General features: G+C 33.8%; 18 protein-coding genes. 3 read left to right on the top strand and 15 right to left on the bottom strand.

Translation table 11 applies throughout. The annotated features are described in order from the left end of the window. Positions 1-47 precede the first annotated feature (47 nt). From FHL06_RS02930 to FHL06_RS02870, 13 genes are all read right to left on the bottom strand, one after another. Positions 48-1,202, bottom strand: a complete 1,155-nt coding sequence (locus FHL06_RS02930; protein WP_153384751.1) for a DUF389 domain-containing protein — start codon at positions 1,200-1,202, stop codon at positions 48-50. 193 nt (positions 1,203-1,395) lie between these two features. Further along, the gene (locus FHL06_RS02925) at positions 1,396-3,789 is read right to left on the bottom strand and encodes an SLAP domain-containing protein (RefSeq protein ID WP_153384750.1); all 2,394 of its coding nucleotides are present in this window, start codon (positions 3,787-3,789) and stop codon (positions 1,396-1,398) included. Positions 3,790-3,959: 170 nt separating this feature from the next. Further along, a complete protein-coding gene (locus tag FHL06_RS02920) occupies positions 3,960-5,774 on the bottom strand; it encodes a hypothetical protein (protein WP_153384749.1) in 1,815 nt (604 codons plus the stop codon). 376 nt (positions 5,775-6,150) lie between these two features. Next, on the bottom strand, positions 6,151-7,029 hold the full coding sequence (locus tag FHL06_RS02915) for a serine hydrolase (protein ID WP_153384748.1): 879 nt from the start codon (positions 7,027-7,029) through the stop codon (positions 6,151-6,153). Between the two features lie 219 nt (positions 7,030-7,248). After that, positions 7,249-7,875 carry a DUF47 domain-containing protein gene (locus tag FHL06_RS02910; protein WP_153384747.1) on the bottom strand — a complete coding sequence of 209 codons (627 nt, stop codon included), beginning with the start codon at positions 7,873-7,875 and terminating at the stop codon, positions 7,249-7,251. Between the two features lie 11 nt (positions 7,876-7,886). Beyond that, on the bottom strand, positions 7,887-8,864 hold the full coding sequence (locus FHL06_RS02905) for an inorganic phosphate transporter (RefSeq protein WP_153384754.1): 978 nt from the start codon (positions 8,862-8,864) through the stop codon (positions 7,887-7,889). A gap of 149 nt (positions 8,865-9,013) precedes the next feature. Then, positions 9,014-10,000 (bottom strand): CAP domain-containing protein, encoded by a 987-nt coding sequence (locus tag FHL06_RS02900; RefSeq protein WP_153384746.1) that lies wholly within the window; start codon positions 9,998-10,000, stop codon positions 9,014-9,016. A gap of 258 nt (positions 10,001-10,258) precedes the next feature. Next, entirely contained in the window at positions 10,259-11,257 is a 999-nt protein-coding gene (locus FHL06_RS02895) for an Lreu_0056 family protein (RefSeq protein ID WP_153384745.1), read from the bottom strand. Between the two features lies 1 nt (position 11,258). Next, a complete protein-coding gene (locus FHL06_RS02890) occupies positions 11,259-12,413 on the bottom strand; it encodes a PrsW family glutamic-type intramembrane protease (RefSeq protein ID WP_153384744.1) in 1,155 nt (384 codons plus the stop codon). Positions 12,414-12,430: 17 nt separating this feature from the next. Further along, positions 12,431-13,102 carry a zinc-ribbon domain-containing protein gene (locus tag FHL06_RS02885; RefSeq protein ID WP_192917939.1) on the bottom strand — a complete coding sequence of 224 codons (672 nt, stop codon included), beginning with the start codon at positions 13,100-13,102 and terminating at the stop codon, positions 12,431-12,433. A gap of 11 nt (positions 13,103-13,113) precedes the next feature. Continuing rightward, a complete protein-coding gene (locus tag FHL06_RS02880) occupies positions 13,114-13,797 on the bottom strand; it encodes a zinc-ribbon domain-containing protein (protein ID WP_153384742.1) in 684 nt (227 codons plus the stop codon). Positions 13,798-13,808: 11 nt separating this feature from the next. Continuing rightward, positions 13,809-14,840: a hypothetical protein gene (locus FHL06_RS02875; RefSeq protein ID WP_153384741.1), complete on the bottom strand. Its 1,032-nt coding sequence runs from the start codon at positions 14,838-14,840 to the stop codon at positions 13,809-13,811. A 304-nt stretch (positions 14,841-15,144) separates the two neighbouring features. Further along, a complete protein-coding gene (locus tag FHL06_RS02870) occupies positions 15,145-16,086 on the bottom strand; it encodes an NAD(P)H-binding protein (protein ID WP_153384740.1) in 942 nt (313 codons plus the stop codon). A 195-nt stretch (positions 16,087-16,281) separates the two neighbouring features. On the opposite strand from FHL06_RS02870, the gene FHL06_RS02865 reads away from it, so the two are divergent. Both FHL06_RS02865 and FHL06_RS02860 read left to right on the top strand, forming a co-directional pair. Then, the gene (locus FHL06_RS02865) at positions 16,282-17,100 is read left to right on the top strand and encodes a Cof-type HAD-IIB family hydrolase (RefSeq protein ID WP_153384739.1); all 819 of its coding nucleotides are present in this window, start codon (positions 16,282-16,284) and stop codon (positions 17,098-17,100) included. Positions 17,101-17,132: 32 nt separating this feature from the next. Then, a complete protein-coding gene (locus tag FHL06_RS02860; protein ID WP_153384738.1) occupies positions 17,133-17,912 on the top strand; it encodes a Cof-type HAD-IIB family hydrolase in 780 nt (259 codons plus the stop codon). Between the two features lie 71 nt (positions 17,913-17,983). On the opposite strand, the gene FHL06_RS02855 is transcribed toward FHL06_RS02860, so the two are convergent. After that, the gene (locus FHL06_RS02855) at positions 17,984-19,075 is read right to left on the bottom strand and encodes a HigA family addiction module antitoxin (RefSeq protein WP_162000230.1); all 1,092 of its coding nucleotides are present in this window, start codon (positions 19,073-19,075) and stop codon (positions 17,984-17,986) included. Then, positions 19,065-19,403, bottom strand: a complete 339-nt coding sequence (locus FHL06_RS02850) for a type II toxin-antitoxin system RelE/ParE family toxin (protein ID WP_153384736.1) — start codon at positions 19,401-19,403, stop codon at positions 19,065-19,067. The genes FHL06_RS02855 and FHL06_RS02850 overlap by 11 nt, the downstream gene beginning before the upstream one ends. 226 nt (positions 19,404-19,629) lie before the next feature. Between FHL06_RS02850 and FHL06_RS02845 the strand changes: the two genes are divergently transcribed. Continuing rightward, positions 19,630-20,118: a hypothetical protein gene (locus FHL06_RS02845; protein ID WP_153384735.1), complete on the top strand. Its 489-nt coding sequence runs from the start codon at positions 19,630-19,632 to the stop codon at positions 20,116-20,118. Positions 20,119-20,212 lie beyond the last annotated feature (94 nt).

The raw sequence follows: 20,212 nt of genomic DNA, 5'->3' as shown, positions 1-20,212 counted from the left end.
TTAAACTACAAAACTCCACGGGAACTATTCACTAGTTTCTGTGGAGTTTAGAAATGTACTTTTCTGGTACTGATATATTTCGTATTTATTTTTGGACAAGTGGCTAACTTGTTCTTGTAATTTTCGATATAAATTTTATCTATTATATCAGGATATTTTTTATTCAATCGTTGCTTGAGTTTTAATAAAGTCTTATCGCTGGTATCCGAGGCATCGCTTGAAGTACTGCTGGAACTTTCCTGACTGACATACTTCTTAAAGGCACTGACACTTAAATAATTACCCTTTGATATTTGTTGTAATTGTAATTTGTAATCGCCTAATTTATATTCAGGTAGTTTTTTATCCAAAGCTTTTATTTCTGAATTTTTAATATCGCTACCGATTACTGTCAATTTGATTTTTTTACCTGAAATTTCTTTATTAACGACGTAAACTTCCGGTAATTCATTATCTACAAAACTAGTAACTTGTGCCTCATTATATGTTTCTTTAACCAAGTTTGAAGCAGACACCAAACTAGGAATGGCAATAATAACGACAGCAGCAATGATAAACAGCTGATTTTTCCAAGGAATTGCCACTTTTTTCTTTCTAAAATTAAAGATAAGTGTTCCTAACATTGTTGCTAGAGCAATAAAGAAGGTATTGATCAAGAACAAGTAGCCGGCGCTCAGCACAATAGTCCACTTAAACTGGCTCATCCCATATCCGACAGTTGCTAGTGGTGGTATCAAAGCGGTTGCAATCGCTACTCCGGGCAAAATGTTTCCAGGATCTTTTTTGGCTGAACCGATAATTCCGGCAACACCACCAAAGAAGGCCACTAGAACATCCCAAATTGCCGGTTGCGTCCGCGCTATGATTTGACTGCTGGCGTCTTTAATTGGCGACAACGAAAAGTAAATTGCGGAGGCTATCAAAGCCACGACGACTTCTATTAAATAAACAGTAAAGGCCTTTTCAATCAACTTTGAATCACGAATGCCGAAACCATAGCCCATACCAATGATTGGATCCATAATGGGTGAAATCAACATAGTTCCAATAATAACAGCAACCGAATCCATGTTTAACCCAACGCTGGCAATGATCGTAGCACAAAATAGGACCGCAAAGTTGAGCCAAGTAAGATTTAAACCCTGCCGGACGTTTCGGTCAATAATATCAGATTTTAATAATTCCTCACTATCATTATCCATCGTATAACTCTCCTAAATACTAGTTAGTTATATTTTACAACTTAACTAGATTATTTATTAGTTAAGAGCCTTTAATGTGGGCAACAAAAAAGCTCTGCAAGTATTTAAAATTGCAGAGTTAGTATCATTCTTTAGTTTCATCGTTTATATTGCTATTTTGGTCAAAACGTGGTTAGCAATCTTGGCATTCATATTATCTAGCTGGATAGTGAACTCCATTTCTTTGTTCAACCCATTCATTGGTTGCTACACGATAATATGTATTGCCCTCATAATCTTTAGCTGTTTTATCGACTTTCCAATCAGTATTTTCAGCTAAAGCACGATTATTAATTCTACGACCATTCTCATTAAAGAGCGTGTAATTTTGGTTTGTATCATCTAAGTGAAGAATTCCCCTGTTCATTTGAATATCATGCAAAAACAGTGGAATTGGATAATGAACTCCGTCAACTTGCTTGACCCATTCATTAGTCCCTACACGATAATACGTATTGCCCTTATTATCATTCGCTATTTCATCTACTGCCCAATAAGTGTTCCTATCTAATGCACGATTATTAATTTCATTACCATTATTATCATAAAGTCTATAATCAGAGCTAGTTTTGTCAACGTACAAAACACCATCATCATTTTTAACATCAGTGATGGAAGACTCTAAAGTAACGTAATTTGCATTGATCCATTCACCATCAGCAATATGATATTGCTTATTACCATACTGATCAACACGTACCTTATCAACCTTTAAACTAGTATTTGCGTCAATCATAGGATTATTAATGACCTGGTCATCATCATTGTTCAATGTATATTTTGGCTGGTCATTTTTGGTTCTTACAACATCATTAACGTCAGATGTCTTCCAATTAGATGCAGTACTTGAATTGGAGCTAGAATCTGGCAATACTGTTACCTTTTGATAATAAGTAACAGTATTAGCATCATAATCTACTTTTGCATTTTGACCAAAGTCATAATTATAAACCGAATATCCATCATTTAATGTATATTTCAACTCTCGATAATAACTTCCGGGATTATCCAAGGCGTCAGTAACTTTTTTAGCATCCGCATTACTAAGCGGATTACTGTCATAATAATCACTTTGCGTTGGAGCAGCAGCTATTTCATCATTAACATTTTTCAATACATCTTTAGAAACGTCTAATTTTTTATTTTTGTCACTACTATCAACATTTATTGAAACTGGGGTGATTGGATCCGATGGCGTATCAGAACCAGTAACCACGATTTTACGAACAGTCGTAAGTGTCTCAGCATTCTTATTAAATACATAATCTGTTCCCTCAGTCGCAGGTGAACCATTAATCGTCGTATCATATAACAATATTTGTGTATCGGTCAGTGGATCGTGGCCATTCTTGGAAAACATATATCCAATAGCCTGATCCCCATTGAGTTGATAAGAATTGGTATCATTGCCATTTTCATCTTTAACTTTATCGCCAGTATTAGAATAACCATCCGACAATTTATAAGATACCACTTGGTAATAAGTACCAGGCTTTTCAATAGTGGCGTCTGTTCCATCACTATTTATTTTCAATTCATTACTATTGATATTACCCTTACTCAAATTGGTAGGGTCAAAATTATTACTTTTAGCATAACTGATAGCATCTTTCTGTGTTGTAAATATGCCTCCATAATGAGGTGTTTCCATCTTATCCAAGTAATTATTCACAATATCACTGTCATTTGAATAATTATCCGTAACAGCTAATTTATCATTTTTAGTAATGGTGGAAAGTTTGTCTCCAACATGAATTGAATTTGGATTCTTATCTTCAGTTATATCCATCGTACTAGGATTAATTGTGAATGATTTTGTTAAATATTTTGCATCAACATTCTTCAAATCTGGAGCATTTTCACTTCCATCTGATGCAACCACATGCATTGTAACTCTCAATGGAAATGAAATACTACCACTTTGCAGTCCACTAACATCAATATTATTCTTATTTTCTCCATCCAATTGATAAATAAATTTCTCAATATCATTTTCACTATCTAATGTAGCAGGCGTCCACTTACCATTTTTTTGATATTCAATAGACATATACGCAAAAACATCATTGTTATAATATTGCTTTTGGTTACTAGAATCCTTAAAATAGGTTCTACCTGTGCCATTTTTTTCTACAATATTACTGTCTTTTAAAGCAGATACTCCGACATCATTCTGCATATCATAAATATGTTGTGGTTTAGTTTTACTAAAGTATGGATATCCAGCTCCAGTTGTGCCACCAAATGCATGATCTGTATTATTTGCTATATCTTGAAGTACAGTGGTTAAACTTTTAGTACTAGCTACATAACGATTATCAAATTGATCCATGAATTTAGAAATCATATATTCAGATGAACCTGGAACGTTAGGATCTGAATCCATGTTTGATTTATCATCAGCATCCAATCTTTGTTGCGTTTGACTATCAGCCGCTTGAACACTAATAGCACCAGTATCAGAAGTAACAATGGGAACTGCAACTGGTGCAATTGCTAAAAGCGTTAAAGCTATTGCACTACTAAAATATTTAAAATTTCTTTTCATGACTGGTTCCCCCTTCAGTCATCTTCAGCATAACACTTAATAATTTTTTACATCACATTTTATACTTTACACATTCAAAAGATATAAATTAATTAATAACATCAATTTCATAATCTGCGTATAAAAATAAGGCCTAGAGAATTTCTAGGTCTTATTTTCCATTTATAATTCTATTCTTTAGTTACATCATTAACGCTAACGAACATATTAGTAGCAACACGATAGTACAAAGCATTGTTAGAACCGAGATAAGCAAGCCGATCGACTTTCCAAGCTGTGTTCTTAGCAAAGGCCCGGTTAGTAATCTGTTTATCTTCACTGTTTCTAATAGAAGTTAATTTATTTTTAGTATCAACAGTAAGTTTCTCTGGTTCATATACATAAACTGTACCAGCTTTGACCCATTCGTTATTGCCAACACGATAATATCTTTCGCCATTATTTTCAAGATATGCATTGCTCTTCCAGTCAGTAGCTGGACTCAAAGCATGGTTAGTAATCTTGGAAAATGTAGAACCATCTAATTTATAAAGCGTGACGTCACCCTTGTCAACATAGGTTGATACTAATTGTGACTTATCAGTAACTTTTGACTTTGAAGTAGTCGCATTATTTGAGCCTGATGAGGCGACATTTTTAGTATAGGTAATAGGATTATCCTTACTATTATCTTCGACTGTCATTGTTCCATCGCTAGCAACATCAACCGTCAGATTCTTTTTATCAGGTGTATAGCCGGCAACTTCAGGGACCGTAATTGAGACTGTATTAACTTTTCCTGATTCCATACTCATGTTACCTTGAACTTCTACTGACTTTTCACCTAAATTTGTCTGTAACGTTACCATCTTTGTAACTTCTACATTATCCCAATTGAGGTCTTTATTATCACTTGTATAATTCATTGTAACTTCAAGAGGTGATTTAGAAAATTTTGCTGCATCTTGAATAGCAATGTAAGTATCCTCTTTTTTCAAAGCAAAGAACTCAAAACTAATAATATCTGAGAGACTAGGATTTTTTTCACTAGTGTCGATTCCAGTACCACTTATACTGAATGCACTAGTGACAGTTCCCAGCTTAGTCTTTATTTCATCATCCAGTTTAATTTTATCACCGAATTCGCTTTCAGGTGATTTAGGATTTTTCAAGGTTACTTCGCCATCCATTAAATCAACCATTGGTTCCTTAAACTCTGCAGTGGAATATAGCTTCCCATCAACAGTATAATTTTCAGTAATATCAACGTATTCTCTTGGGACCGAAACTTGCAAATTATTAAAATCAATTTTATCTAAAGATTCTGGACCCGTAACAGCAAAACCATCGCTTTCTAAACCACTGAAATCATAACCAACAAATTCATCCACAGAATCAACATCAAGTCCCGTTAATATTTGATTCACGGGTGTGTTTGCGACAAGCCCTTTAATATGATAAGTCTCTGTATATATTAATTTTTTTGATGTGGCATAAAAAAAATTGATATGTGTAAAATATCCCAAAGTTACTTCAACATATGCATTATCGTCTGTCGTCACCAAATCTCCGGATTTATCTTTTTTTAATGTAATGGCATCTTCATTGGAAGAAACATTATCATTAGAACTTTTATCTGTTTCCGGTTTAACAATTGTAAGATAAAACGTATTACCGTCACTATCATTCAAGGTTTGTTGGCTTTTAAAATCCACAACAATTTCATCACCAGTTTTTAAGTTATCTAATTGACTCAACTGGTTTTGAGAAAGAGTATCCGAGTCAAAAGATGTGACAATTTTACCACCATAAACTCCAGGTAATTCCAATTTATTAGTAGTTTTATCAAAAGTGATTTTTGTAGACAAATTATCATCTGAATCACTTTCGGTAGCTGCTTGAACATTGAGCCAACTAAATCCTAAAACAAAAGTCAAGCCCATTACGGCCATCAAAATTATTAATAATATCTGTCTAAAATTTAATAAAAGCCTATTTCTCCTCAATTTCATCACTCCTATCCTTCTGTAATAAAAATAGAGATACGCTTTTAACGACTTCATTATATAAACGTTTTAATTATTTTTATAAGTAAAAGGGCTTGAAAAAGTCATTTTTTAATAGTTTATTTTATAAAGGATGATTATAATTTTTGAAAAGAAAATGTTTGTTTTATGATTTATTTGAATGTTATTGATAAAAATCTTAATCTAAAATTCAATCCTTAATTAATGTATTGAATTCAGGATAATGTTATAAAAGCTACAATATCAATGTTAAAGTAACCTTAAGATGCTACTAAATAATCTAAAAAAATATATAAATTTAACATAAAAAAAGGCAAAACCCAATTAAGGATTTTGCCTTTTATTCGAAAATATTTTAATAATTGATCATCTTAGTTCCAGCGTTGTCTCCATAGACAATCTCTTGAACATTCTTGGCAATTTCAGCGATTCTTGGAAAACCACTCAAATTGCTTTGGTTATGACCATTAGTCATGATTACCAGAATATATCTTTGTCCATTTGGCAAGGTCACGATTCCGGCATCATTATTAGTATCATCTAAGAATCCGACTTTATCTTGAACGGTCGTTCCAGATTTTGCCTCTTGGGCTCCAGTTGGAATACCTGTCCGATAGATTTGTTTACCCATTAAATTCAAGATTTTACTACGGTCGCTACTATTTTGGAAAGCACCGGTTCCTTCTTCCAGATCTTCTAACAGTAGTTGCAGACTGTAACTTGTCGTTTGTGCAGCCTGGCCTTCTGTAAAGACCGATGGATACCAACCCTGACTCTTAACGAATTTACTGATGGTATCAGCTCCATACTTATTAATCTGCTCTTCAGAAAAATCATTCTCACTGTTTACTATCATTCTGTTAAAACTGTCGGTATTTTGCGTGTTCCAACTAAATTTCCCTTTCAATTTTTGATTCATTAGAAAGGCGGTCAAATATAATTTATAAGTGCTGGCAGCTGTTCTGACTGTATGTGCGTCAGATTCCACTTGCAAATCACCCTTTTGATAAAGTTGATCGGTTTTGGAATTGCTGCTATTCTCAGCACCTAAATTGTAAAAACTAACACTGGCTGTGCCATCTTCAGTCACACTGTTCAAATAGCTAGTCAGATTATGCTTGATGATCTTTTGTTTTTTCTTAATAGCTTGCTCTGTTTTGCTCTGCTTTTTCGAATTACTGTCACTATCCGCTAAAGCATATGAATTGTTAAAGTAATAACCCAATCCAACCATTACTAGACAAACTAATACAAATATCCTCAAATATCTTCTGGTTCTTCTTTTTTGAACTCTTATGAGATTACCTCATTCCAATAATTAATTAAGTAATCTCATTATACGAGCATTTCAATTAACAAACTTATACATTTCCATTACATATTTTCTAAAATTCGACTTTTTGTCATTTCTATGCAATAAACAAGTCTAAACATGTATTGGTAGGTTCTTAAATCAACTATTCTTAATAACCAAACCGCCCATAACATCGGCACAATCTTCACAAGCATCTAAAACTCTCTCAAATCCGCCATAGATTTTTTGCCATCTAATGACAGTAAGTGGATCATTTTCTTCCTCGCAAAAAAGTGTCCGCAAGTGTTTGGTATATAATTCGTCACCTAATGATTCAATTCTGTTGGTATTATCGATATTTTTGACCAACATTTTGGAATTTTTAAAATGTGAAAACTCGGCAACTGATTGTTGAACCGCTTCAACTGCTTCATTAATCAAATTCATAAATTTATCAGTATCTGGACGCAGCTCTTGAATATTTAAATAGTAGAATTCGTAAGTTAATCCATTGATTCCATCGATAATATTATCAAGTTTATCAACTAATTGGACGATATCTTCACGATCAATTGGCGTGATAAAAGCCACATAGAGTTCATTCATAGTCTTTTTAACATCTTCATCGCCATCTGACTCGATTTTATTGATCATTTCGCAATCCTGAGAAAACTTAGCCGGATCATAATTATTGATAATCTCAGTCAAAATTCCGCTAGCCTTTAGAGCATCATCAGCCAAATGTTGCATCGCTTTAAAAAAATCATACTTCTTTTTTCGAATCATCTTAATTCCCCCTAGAAAATGACTATGAATAATTTTGCCATTAGATAAGCTATTAGTCCGCAACCGGGAAACGTTAAAACCCAAGCCAATACCATATCACGCACGATGCTCCAGTCGACTGACGAAACTCGTTTTGCTGCACCGGCTCCCATTATTGCCGTTGTTTTGGTATGAGTTGTGGAAACAGGAATCCCAAATAAGGAGCAAAAGAATAATGTGATGGCCGCACCTAAATCAGCTGAGAAGCCTTGATATTTTTCCAACTTAGCCATATCCATCCCGACTGACTTGATGATTTTTCTACCACCAATCGAGGTTCCAATTCCCATTGTGACTGAACACAAAACCATGACCCAGATGGGAATGTCGAAGCCATTGCCAGTTTTATCAACTAAATTATTGTAATAAAGCGTCAACATGAAAACTCCCATAAATTTTTGGCCATCTTGAGCTCCATGTAAAAAGGCCATCGCCATAGCGCTAAAGGCTTGACCAACGGTGAATAATTTATTGGCAAAAATTCGATTGATTCCTTGAAAGATAAAAATTATCAACTTAGTAATTAAATAACCAGCACCTAATCCGAAAACTGTGGAAACCAGTAATCCAATCAAGACTTTCCACCACTCGGAAGCATTGACGGCATCTAAACCACCCAAAGCCATGGCCGCACCGGTCAACCCAGCAATTAAAGCATGCGATTCACTAGTAGGAATCCCGAACCACCAAGCCAAAACAGCCCAACTGACAATTGCAAATAATGAAGCTGCTAGAGCAATTTGACTAGAATTCCCTGCACCGTCAAAACTGACGATATTACTAATAGTCTCCGCAACTTGCGCATTAAAAAACGTCATGACTAAAGCACCAAAAAAGTTCATTACTACAGCCATCCCAATAGCAACATTTGGTCTTAATACTCGAGTAGAAACTGCCGTAGCAATGGCATTAGGCGCATCAGTCCAACCGTTTACGAAGATAACTCCCATAACAAGCACGATGGTTACAATTAAGGCAATATTCAAAATATTACACACCTTTGACTAAGATTTTTGATAAATTATTCACTATCTAATTTAATGATAGCGCATTCATCGATTGCTGTCTTTAGAAAATTTGCTTGTAATCTCAAAAAATATTATCTGATAGCAAAAAAATAAGTTCCATTGCCATCTTGATAAACACCGACACCAACTGTTGTTACATCACTCGACATAACATTAGTGTAGTGACTTGGAGTAAAGTTTTCAGCTCTGAACGAATCCATAATTTTTGAAGCAATTTCTGAGGCTGTACCAGTATAACCTTCAGCAATGTTCTCTTCTTCTGTGCCACCACCACTTGGGAAGGCTGTAAAGCACGTCTGGCCATTAGGTCTCACGTGATCGAACTTAGTTGAAAGTTCCTTAGCACGAATTTCAGCAGTATTTGTCAAAGCTGAATTCTGTGTCAAAGCAGCGATTCCTTTAGTAGCACGTTCATCGTTGATAGATTGGAAAATTGCAGCTTCAACGGCACTTACATCAGGGGTTTGACTTTGATTTTGATCAGTTTGATCAGCGTTCTTATTGTTTGTAATACCAATGAATTTGTTTTCAATATTTTGTGGTTCGATAGATTTATTAACACTCATATTATTAGAACTGATCCATTGATTTGGTGCAACTTCATAATAAGTTGTCCCAGTGTTATCTCTAATAGCACGAGTTACTTGCCACTGTGATCCATTTGCTAGATTTCTAGCTGCTGGCATTTCACCTTTAGTAGTTGTGTAATAAATTGGTGCGTCACCATTAACAATAGTACCAACTGCATTACCATTAGTATTTGTTGCACCATTATTCAAAGTAGAGTCAGATGCTTTTAAATATTCATTAGTAGCAACTTGATAATACTTTGCTCCATTAATGGTAATAATCTCTCCAACAGCCCAAGGACTATTAGGAGAAAGTGCTCTATTAGTAATCAACTTCCCTTGATTAGTATAAAGTCTAGCAGTTGTTCCTGAATTAACAGTTGCAACCGTGGCAGCATCCGCCTTTGTTTGATTCAAACTCAAAGCCCCTGTTGCGGCCATTGCCAAAGCAGCAATAACTACTGCCGATCTTCTTGCAGAAAATTTCATGATATGCTCTCCTTAAATATATATATTTGATTAAAAAAATTAATCACGTCTATTAAATAATTGAAGCTACTTAAAATAATCAGCCATAAATGATTATGTAAACTGTTACAACATAATCTTCATTTAAAGTAAATCCCCTATTTTTATCTGGTTGAAATAAAAATTGTTTCTAAAATAATTCCGATAATCACTACAACGCCAGTCTATAACAAGTGAATCCTTAATTCAATAATATTATTAGTTATTTTATTAAGTGATTTACTGATTTTCAATAGCTGGCATCTTGCCTACAACATCTTGAATCATTTGTTTTTGGTCATTTGTTGAATAGTACTGTGATTCCAAATCAGACAAACTGACAGTATGTTCAATTTCTTCAGCATCTGCTGTAGAGTCAGCATTAGCCATATCTTTAGTAAAGTAATGAACTGTATCTCCATCAATCGTAAAACCAACATTAGATGTTGATGTTCCCGTACCAATCCAATATTTACCATTGGCAGTATAAACGCCTAAGTCTACTTCCTTAGTTAAATCAACACCGTTTCTAGCTTTTTCATAAACTAAAGCTCCAATAATCTTAGGATCACTGATTGTAGCCTGCTTTTGATTGTTGGAATTTTCTGAACTGGAATTTTCTGAACTAGGCTTGTAGTTTCCAGCTACGATAGAATCAAAGCTATCCTTGACTTTCGTATTCTTAGTTTCCAACAAATTAGGCGTACCATCACGACTTTGATCTACCAAAACAACTGGCTGGTTATTGTGAAAAGTAAAGAAGTAAGTAATGTGATTAGGTAGTGGTGGAACCGTTCCATTGTAATTATAAATAGCGACGACATTATAAGAATTGTCGCCTTTGCCATCCTTACTCCAAGCAATCGAAGCTTTTGAACCCTCAACATTGACCCTTGGCAAATCATCAGGATATACCATGCCTGGTGAAGTCTTTAAAGAATTTTTACCATCATATTTTACATATGACTGATTCATAGTTGGTGCCCATTGATCGATAAATTCATTCAATTGTTTATCTTTTCGAGAATTCCAAACTAACGTTGTTGATTGTTTATTTGATGTAGATGTAGTTTTCTTCTTAGTACTCTTAGGCTTTGACTTCTTATGTTTAACAGAGCTAGTCGTCTTGGAACTAGAACCAGAATTAGAACTACTATTCACAATTCTTTGATTTCCACATCCTGTTAGAAATAAAAATCCAACTAAAGTTAAAGTTGCCAGTCTCAAACTCCATTTCATATTAGTCACCCTCGTTTTGTTCATCATTTTGATAATTTAGTTGTAATCTCTTAACTTCATTTAAACCAGCATGAATCATAACAAATACGGTTACCCAGGTAATAATTGCTAAAACAATATATCTTACATTGGTAAAGCTATCAAACAAACTCCAATCCCAAAGCATGTGAATTATCATTACCAATCCAAAGAAACGTAAAAATCTCATATCCCAGAATGAGTTGCTAGTAAGCTTTCCAGTCCCTTTTGCAATAACTAATGCCGCTGTCGCAATTGCACACCATTCAGTGTGATCAGAAATTGATAATAATGTTCTTTGAAGAGCAGTTTCCATGGATACTAATTGATATCCATCCACCATATATTGAATATTTTCAAAAGCGGAAAAGCCTGTTCCAACAGCCGCTCCAATTAATAATCCATTTAAAATTCTATTAACATTTAATTTTCTAACAAAGTAAGCCGCCACTAATACTTTGGCAGTCTCTTCAATAAATCCAATTAATAATACACTAAAAAAACTTAAAGAATTATCGTTAGGAAGAACGTGATATCCAATTATTGAAACAATCAATGACAATATTCCGCCAATTAACATGATTTTCCCAACACGATAAAAACTAATATTTTTATAAACATTAGTTTCAAAAAATAATACTAAAGCTGACATAGGGACGGCAATAGCAATAACTACCAACATTGCAATTTGATCACCCATTCTATTTCCAGTATTTAAAGTCGTGAGCACTGACAATAAAATTCCCGCCAATAAAATCGTTACCAAAATTCTCGAGAACAACCAAGGTTGAACTTTATCATTAGAAATCTCTTGTAGTGATGGCGTTGTTTTCTCAGTTCCAGCACTAAAAATTTCTTCAGCTTCTTTTTCAGTATGTGGTTTAAAAACTTGACCAAAGAATTCTTTCCAACTGACCTTGACTGAGCCTTGTCCGCCAGTCCAACTGTTTAAATGCGAAGTCGCTGAATCAATGATTGATTGATGTGGAATTTCTTGTGCTGCTTGACTATCGTCAGTTTCAATCCCCTCATCAGTAATTGTTACTAAAGGTTGACCGCATTTCGTACAAAATTTTGAATCAGCCTTATTTTTTGTCCCACAATTAGTGCAAAATATAAAATCTTCTTTATCTTCCAAGTTTGAGTCCCCTCTTTTTAAAACAATCCAAATCCAAGAATACCACCAGCAATAGCAGCCGAATCGTTATTATTCTGAGTATCTTGTGCCCATTGTTGTGCTTCACTTTCCAAAATCTTTTGATGAATCTGTCGACATTCTTTGGTATTTTGATAACGTTTTGTCTCTTCCTTACCAGTAAATTGCCATAATATCGTGTCATTTTCTTTATATTGATGTTGTTTCCATTGAATCTTCCAGTTACCGATGACTCGACCAGACAAACTATTGGCTAAATGAGACAACTGTTCTTCAACCGCAATTTTACTGGTATCAAATTCATCATCATTTAAAGCTCCTTGAATATCGCCGACTCGACTAGTCCCCGCATTGATTTCAATCGTCCTCTTCAGTGCATTAGTTTTAACCTTATAATCATTTTTAGAAGTGAACTCCGAATTTGCCAGAACAGAACGGACTGTCATTGGCGCATAAATTCCAAAATAACCAATTAAAACTACCGCGATAGCAATCAGACTCATAATCAATTTCTTATTATGTCGTGGTGCTTTTTTCGAAATACTGCTTTTTCCTTTTGAGGATTTAGCTTTAATAACCGGTTGCTTATTTTTAGCTGTTAAATCTTGGCCGCATTTAGGGCAAAATTTTGCATCCTTAGCTACCTTAGTACCGCATTTTGGACAAAACATTTTTACCCCTCCTACCATCTATCCAGAGCTGAGCCAATCAAACCACCGACTACTGCTCCTTGAATTGCTGAATTTAACTCGCCATCACTTTCTTCTTTTTTAGCTTTGGCATCTAAGTAAGCTCTTTTGGCGCTTTTGAATTCATTTGAATTTTGATAACGCACAGTTTCTTCACCCTTAGAATATTCCCAAAGTAAATGTGGCGAATTAGAGTAACTGTTTTGAACGATTTGAACAGTCCAATTGCCGGGCAATTCTTTTTCCAATTTAGCTAAACGTTCTTCAGCACCAATCTGATGAGTAGAATAATCATTTTGAGTCGTCACAAAAACCAAACTTGAAACTTCTGCCTTGGTTGGCGTGATAATAACTTTTTTAGAGAAGACATTGGCATCGACACGATATTGACTAACGAATCCATTTTTTATGACTTCTGCTTTGACGACTTTAGGATAATAAACCATTCGATAAGCAAAAAAGGCTGCTCCAATTACCACGACAGCTAAGCACAATAGCGCAATCAACTTACCCTTTTTCTTTTTCGGACGTGTTGTCTTAACGGCCTTATTGTTAGCTACTGTCTGCTTTTGAGGAGCCGACTTTTGAGCAGTTGGTGCAACTCCTACTTTATGACCGCATTTTGGACAAAATTTGGACCCCTTAGGAATCTTAGTTCCACAATTGCTACAAAACATATATATCCCCCCTAATTCTTTTGAACAATCCAATTAGATTTAGAAGTATCCATTGAATAATCCGACTCGCCTTCGCTTACAACGGAAATTAGTTGCCACTTATTATCGACCAGTTGATAGTCCATTTGGTATTCCTCGATTTCAGTCTTGGAACTGCCATATTTTGGACTGTCATCGTCAATTCTTAACGCATGTTGGTCTGTATCAGTTTTTTTAACTTTAGCAAAAGTTTGAACAAATAATTGGGTCGCATTCTTCAAATCCATAATCTGGTCATCGCCAATTTCAAGATATGTTGCATCGTCAGCTTCTAGATCAGCTTCATTTTCTGTTTGAGCAGATTTCTTATTGAAGTATTGTTCCATAACTTGATAACTAGCTGAAGCATCCCCACGATTATTATTTCCATCTAGTGTTTGCAAGAGCTGTTTTGATTGATTAGGTAATTTTGAAGAATCATTCGTACTTAAAGCATCCAGATATTTAGGCAAATCAGTAAAAGCTAGATTACTGATAGCTTGATAATCATTTCCCTTAAGGTTGCATAATATAAAATGCAAACCATTGCCACTATCATTGATAGTGGATAAATTCAATTCCCTATCATATTTATCTTCATCATCAATCTTGGATTGCCCGCCAGCAACTGGAATCGTTCTAGTTTTGACAGTTCCAACATCTGGTAATTCACCACCCAATTGGATCTTTGAATGTTCATGTAATTTCACTGTGTCAGTCGTATCAGGATCAAGATGTCCATCGGTCTTTTTCCCATTTTCATAGACATACAGCCATGATGGACCCTTTATTAAACCATATTTATATTCTTTGCCTAAACTTTCTTGCCATTGCTTCTTTTGTTGCTTCTTTCGTTGCTTTAAATCCTTTTTCTCCTGTTGTTCATTCTTCTTTTTTTCAGCCTTTGTTACTTTATGAAGCTTAGGATCATTACTGATATTGACATTTCCCGCATTCGAACAGCCGCTGCCAAAAAGACCTACCCCTATTAATAAAGTAGTAAGTGCAACCAATTTTTTCTTCATATCGTTTTCCCCTAACAAAAAGATAATCCCTATTTAGTTACAAATATTTTTATACGATAATTATACAACTTTCATTGCTCAACAAAAATTTGCCTACTGTGATAATTTTTTTGAACATAAATAAAATATATTAAAATTATATTTTCTATTATTTGAAAAATCCTTACAGACTTATATCATCTTGATTATACATCGATACATTCGTAATTGTGAGAGCTTTATCAATTTACCTTTTCCTTCCTATAAGATTGCATAATAAAAGCCCTGCCAATTGAGGCAAGGCTTTTTAAAATTCTAAAATATTTTATTTTTCGGTTGAATGACGATCACCTAATAAGTAGTCTTCTTTATGTTCGAACATATGCTTAACAGTTATTGGTTGATGTCCTGTTAATTTACTGAAGTCACTGACTGGAACATCTAAATATCCCTGTGTCACGGTTGTTCCAAAAGTAACCATCCCTTCTGATGTTGCTTGAATTGGACTCTTAGAAAAATCTCCATTTGTATCTCGAGGAACGCCGATACTATCAAAGTAATCGTAAAGCTCTTGATCAGTTTTCTTAACATATTTAATTTGGTTGCCAGTTACTTCGTTACCAACGTCTAAAAACTTTTGATAAGTGAATGGTTCACTGCCATTGATATTCAAGACAGCTCGATGCAATAAATCATTATTCAACGCACAAGCTGCACTCAAAGCGGCATCACGTCTTGAAATAAAGTAAACTTTACCGTCACCCATGTTCTTTTCGATGCTATCTTCCTTATTATTAACCGCTCTCATATAATCTGAGATAAATGCTTCGGCAAACAATGAGTTACGCAAGAAAATATAATCCAAATCTGTATTTTGAATAATCGATTCCGTATAACCATGATCAGCGTTTTCTACACTTGGATTGAAAGGATTACCAGCTGACAACACGGAAGTGTAGATAACTTGACCGACATGTGCTTTGACGCAAGCCTCGACAAAATTATTATGTGCTTGACGACGTTTCTTGCCGACAAAAGGCATGGAAATCAACAATACTTTGTCAGCATTGCTATAAGCTGAAACTAAACTTTCTGGTTTATTGAAATCAGCGACAGCTGTCTTAATACCTTGTTTCGAATATTCTTCCAATTTATCGGCTCTAGGAGCAGTGAAAACTAAATTCTCTTTGGGAATTAGTTTTTGAACATATCCCGCTACTAATTTACCAAAATTACCATCAACACCATTTACAACAATTTTTTTCATACAAATTCCTCCATTTTTGAACACGATTTCATAATAATGGAGTTTATTTTTAAATGTCAAGATAGCGTTAATCTCACATTTTAAAATAATTGCCCTTAATATCATGTAAAAAATCACATATGGTATACTAACTAAGAATTTCGGTAAGCGCTTTATAGCTTCTGTACTAATGAAAATATGAATGGAGAGACGATAATGAATAATAATCCTTATAACATTAAATTAGTTGCTGTCGACATCGATGGCACCTTTATGCGTAGCAATTATACGTATGATGTTCACAGATTTAAGCAGGCCTTAGCCCGAATGAAAGAAGCTGGCTGTGGATTTGTCGTAGCTAGTGGGAATCAATATTACCAATTGATTTCTCATTTTCCTGACTATTATAATGAACTGAATTTTGTTGCCGAAAATGGAGCTCTCGTAAAAGATAAAGAAGATGTAGTCTTCACTGCAAATATTTCCAGAGAAGCTATTTTAAAAACTCTTAGTCTATGTAAAAAACATCCCGAAATTAACAATGTAATGTGTGGCTTGCACAGTGCTTATTGTGAAAGAGGAACAGTGAGTGATGATTTCTATGAATTGACCAATAAATATTACCCTAGACTGCAATGGGTCGATGACTTTGCCCAAGTTGACGATACGATTTTGAAATTTGCCCCTACCGTTCCCGTAGAAAAAACTGACTATTATACTGAACTATTTAATGAAGAATTAAAAGGGCTACTCGTGCCAACTGGCAGTGGTCATGGATCAATTGACTTGATAGTTCCAGGTTGTCATAAAGCATCAGGCTTGAAGAGATTGGTCAAACGTTGGAATATAACTTCTGAACAATGTGCTGCTTTTGGCGACGGAAATAATGATATCGAAATGTTGAAATATTGTGGAAGAGGTTACGCCATGGATAACGCTTCACAAGAAGTAAAGGATATTGCAAATTATGTCTGCCCATCAAATGATGACGATGGCGTATTAGTAACACTAGATAAATTATTTCCCATTCAATAACTTTTAAATTAATCTTGGAGAAAGTGATGTCTATGAATAATATAAAAATCATCTTTTTTGATATCGATGGAACCCTGATTGACATGAATAAAAAACAGATTTCGGAAAAAACTTTAGAAACACTCAAACGGTTAAAAAAACAGAATATTATTATCTGCATTGCAACTGGTCGAAGTCCAATTGCCTTACCTCATTTTGAGAATTTGACTTTCGATACTTTTCTAACTTTCAATGGATCATATTGCTTTAACCAAACTGAGAGTATCTATAAAAATCCCATCCCTACAAAAGACGTCGAACAAATAGTTAATAATGGTAAAGAATTAGGTCGTCCTGTCGCAATTGCCACAAGTGACAGCATTATTACAAATGGAACAGACGATGATTTAGTCGAATACTTCTCATTTGCTAACCAAGAAGTTGTTGTGTCAAAAGATTTTAACCAGACAATTGAAAATACGGATATTTTCCAATTAATGATGGGTGCTAGAAAAAAAGATTATGAAAAAATAATACAGAATACTACAGCTTCTAAAATCACTGCTTGGTGGGACCGAGCCATCGATATTATTCCTACAAGTAGCGGTAAAGGAACCGGAATTGCTGAAATCCTAAAATATTATGGACTGGATAAATCACAAGCCATGGCCTTTGGTGATGGTAATAATGACATTGAAATGTTGAATGCCGTTGGTCACGGTTTAGCTATGGGCAATGCTTCAGCTGAAGTGAAAGAAATAGCTGATGAAGTTATTGGTGATGTGACTGAAGATGGTATTTATCACTATTGCTTGGATAATGATTTAATTTAAATGACTAAATTGCAAAAAAGTATATCTAATATAGATATACTTTTTTCGTAGTATTCACTTTTAAAAAAGGCTCAATCTTCATCATCCATTTTTATAAAATAACTCTCTCTAAGTCCATTTAAACTTTGATATCCAATATACTTATCATATTGAAGTCTTCCAACAATTATACTAGGTGAAATCTTCAGTTGTTCAGCAAATTTCTTTACAGAATCATAACTAAAATCATTTCCTTGAACAAAATCATCATACTGATTTTGCGGTATGAAAAAATCTAACGCGAATTTATCTGCTTTTTGTTCCTTATTTTCGTATTCTTTACCTTTTTCGGAATCCGAATAAAAATCACCATAATAAATATGACCTAGTTCATGAACCAGAGAGAACCAAAAAATATCTGACCACTTATTTTTATCAGTAATCAATAATAAGACACTACCATTTCTAAACTTTTTCGTAGCACCATTTAAATTTGAATTAGGTAGTTTAGCCAATGGAATTAAAACAATTCCACAATCCAACAATATTTTCTTCAAATTTTTATAAAATGATTCAGGACGTTCTAACGACATTTCCCTTATATCTGGTAAGTATTTTTTTAGTTTTACTTTATCATATTTATTATCTGTAACATTTCTTGCTTTATTTATTGCTAATTCCAGCATCACATTAGAATTAATAATTGATTTAGTAGCAAAATCTTTCGAATTTCTATAACTTACAACTGAATTAAATTTTTCTAAAATAGTCAAATTCGACAATTTAAGTAATTTTCTAAGAGACTCAATTTTTTCTTTAACAGAATATCTCTGATTATCAACTAAATTATTTCTCTTAAAATAACCAAAATCAATTTGATTAACAACTTCTATTTCTTTATCTTCATTTTGCTGATTTTTTATTTTAATTACTTCTAAATCATATTTCTCTTGTAAATTAAACCACGTCTTAACCGAGATTCCAGTCATCTTCGCCAATTTATTAGCAATATCTTTACTTATACTCTCTTTACCGCTAATAATCTTACTAATTGTTTTTGCAGAGACGCCCAGTCTTTTAGAAAATTCTTCTTGCGTCATATTCAATTCATTAATAATATCTTCTACATATGATCCAGGATGAAAAGCAATTAAATCTTTATAAGCAACTTCCTTACTCATAATGTTTACTTACCTCCTCAATCTGTATTCTTTCAATTAATATAGATCCATGAAAAACTTGGTCTGGTTCATAACCATCAAATTTTACAATTAGACGATATGGCTTAGACCTGCCATCAATATCCATTGAATAAAGTCCTTTTAGGTCACCCTTTAATTTATGAAAATGATAAACCGGATTATTTATAACTGATTCTAAATTATCTGCTAATTCAACGAAATTTATTAACTTTAATAATTTTATTGCAATTTTTTCAGGAAAATCTTTTTTTGCCTTAACCAGTGATCTACACTGCTTTTCAACACGTTTATTTTTAAAATCAATCTGCATAATTACTCCAGTTCATCACACACATATTACCTTTTAGGTAATTTAAGTATATGATTTTCCTTTATTTACTGTCAATATTTAACACTCAAATTAATTCTAGGTAGAGCTTTAAAAGTTAGTAAAGTACAAAAATTGGTTGCTATTAGGAATAAACTACGTAAATAATATATTGAAAAACATCGATACCCTTCGTAATTTATTTTAATAAATTATGGAGGTTATTTTTATGTCTCAAAAGCAACGTACTAAGTTAGCTGAATTAGGAAATGAACAACGATTCACTTTCAACGGGCGATTCAAAAAATATGGTTTCAAATACAAAGATTATCGTAAAAATCATGCTGTCCCAACACTTTTATTAACTAACATTGAATTACTTACTGATAACAAAAAATTAAATGTAGCTGATCATTTATGGTTCAACCTAACCAAGGGTTTCAAATCTCTGGGAATTCTAAAGATTGGTGATGTTGTCCAGTTCAACGGCCGCATTGCTAGTTATACTAAAGGATATCAAGGCTTTCGCCCTGATATTAATAAATCAATAACATTGGATTATGGCATTACCAGACCAATCAAGGTTTCTTTATTAATACCAGATAAACATATTCCATGGACTGGTGAAAATTGGGAAATATGTAATCAAATCTATGATATGTATCTATCAGATTATAATGCTCGAAATATTGGAAAACCTTATTTAGATCTTTATTGAGTCACCAATCTATTTCAATATAAAAAATCCACCTTCTACTCAAAACAGACCAAATATTAAGTAAAAAGTGGATTTTCTTATTTAAATTTTTCTA

It is taken from the genome of Companilactobacillus halodurans (genome assembly GCF_009600985.1).
GTDB lineage: Bacteria > Bacillota > Bacilli > Lactobacillales > Lactobacillaceae > Companilactobacillus > Companilactobacillus halodurans.
This window is presented reverse-complemented; position numbering and strand designations above follow the sequence as displayed.

Bases quoted from the DNA above. Each gene is read 5' to 3' on its own strand.
- FHL06_RS02930 (WP_153384751.1), bottom strand. From the start codon at position 1,202: ATGGATAATGATAGTGAGGAATTATTAAAATCTGATATTATTGACCGA.
- FHL06_RS02925 (WP_153384750.1), bottom strand. From the start codon at position 3,789: ATGAAAAGAAATTTTAAATATTTTAGTAGTGCAATAGCTTTAACGCTT.
- FHL06_RS02915 (WP_153384748.1), bottom strand. From the start codon at position 7,029: ATGGTTGGATTGGGTTATTACTTTAACAATTCATATGCTTTAGCGGAT.
- FHL06_RS02910 (WP_153384747.1), bottom strand. From the start codon at position 7,875: ATGATTCGAAAAAAGAAGTATGATTTTTTTAAAGCGATGCAACATTTG.
- FHL06_RS02905 (WP_153384754.1), bottom strand. From the start codon at position 8,864: ATGGGAGTTATCTTCGTAAACGGTTGGACTGATGCGCCTAATGCCATT.
- FHL06_RS02900 (WP_153384746.1), bottom strand. From the start codon at position 10,000: ATGAAATTTTCTGCAAGAAGATCGGCAGTAGTTATTGCTGCTTTGGCA.
- FHL06_RS02895 (WP_153384745.1), bottom strand. From the start codon at position 11,257: ATGAAATGGAGTTTGAGACTGGCAACTTTAACTTTAGTTGGATTTTTA.
- FHL06_RS02885 (WP_192917939.1), bottom strand. From the start codon at position 13,102: ATGTTTTGTCCAAAATGCGGTACTAAGGTAGCTAAGGATGCAAAATTT.
- FHL06_RS02880 (WP_153384742.1), bottom strand. From the start codon at position 13,797: ATGTTTTGTAGCAATTGTGGAACTAAGATTCCTAAGGGGTCCAAATTT.
- FHL06_RS02875 (WP_153384741.1), bottom strand. From the start codon at position 14,840: ATGAAGAAAAAATTGGTTGCACTTACTACTTTATTAATAGGGGTAGGT.
- FHL06_RS02870 (WP_153384740.1), bottom strand. From the start codon at position 16,086: ATGAAAAAAATTGTTGTAAATGGTGTTGATGGTAATTTTGGTAAATTA.
- FHL06_RS02865 (WP_153384739.1), top strand. From the start codon at position 16,282: ATGAATAATAATCCTTATAACATTAAATTAGTTGCTGTCGACATCGAT.
- FHL06_RS02860 (WP_153384738.1), top strand. From the start codon at position 17,133: ATGAATAATATAAAAATCATCTTTTTTGATATCGATGGAACCCTGATT.
- FHL06_RS02850 (WP_153384736.1), bottom strand. From the start codon at position 19,403: ATGCAGATTGATTTTAAAAATAAACGTGTTGAAAAGCAGTGTAGATCA.
- FHL06_RS02845 (WP_153384735.1), top strand. From the start codon at position 19,630: ATGTCTCAAAAGCAACGTACTAAGTTAGCTGAATTAGGAAATGAACAA.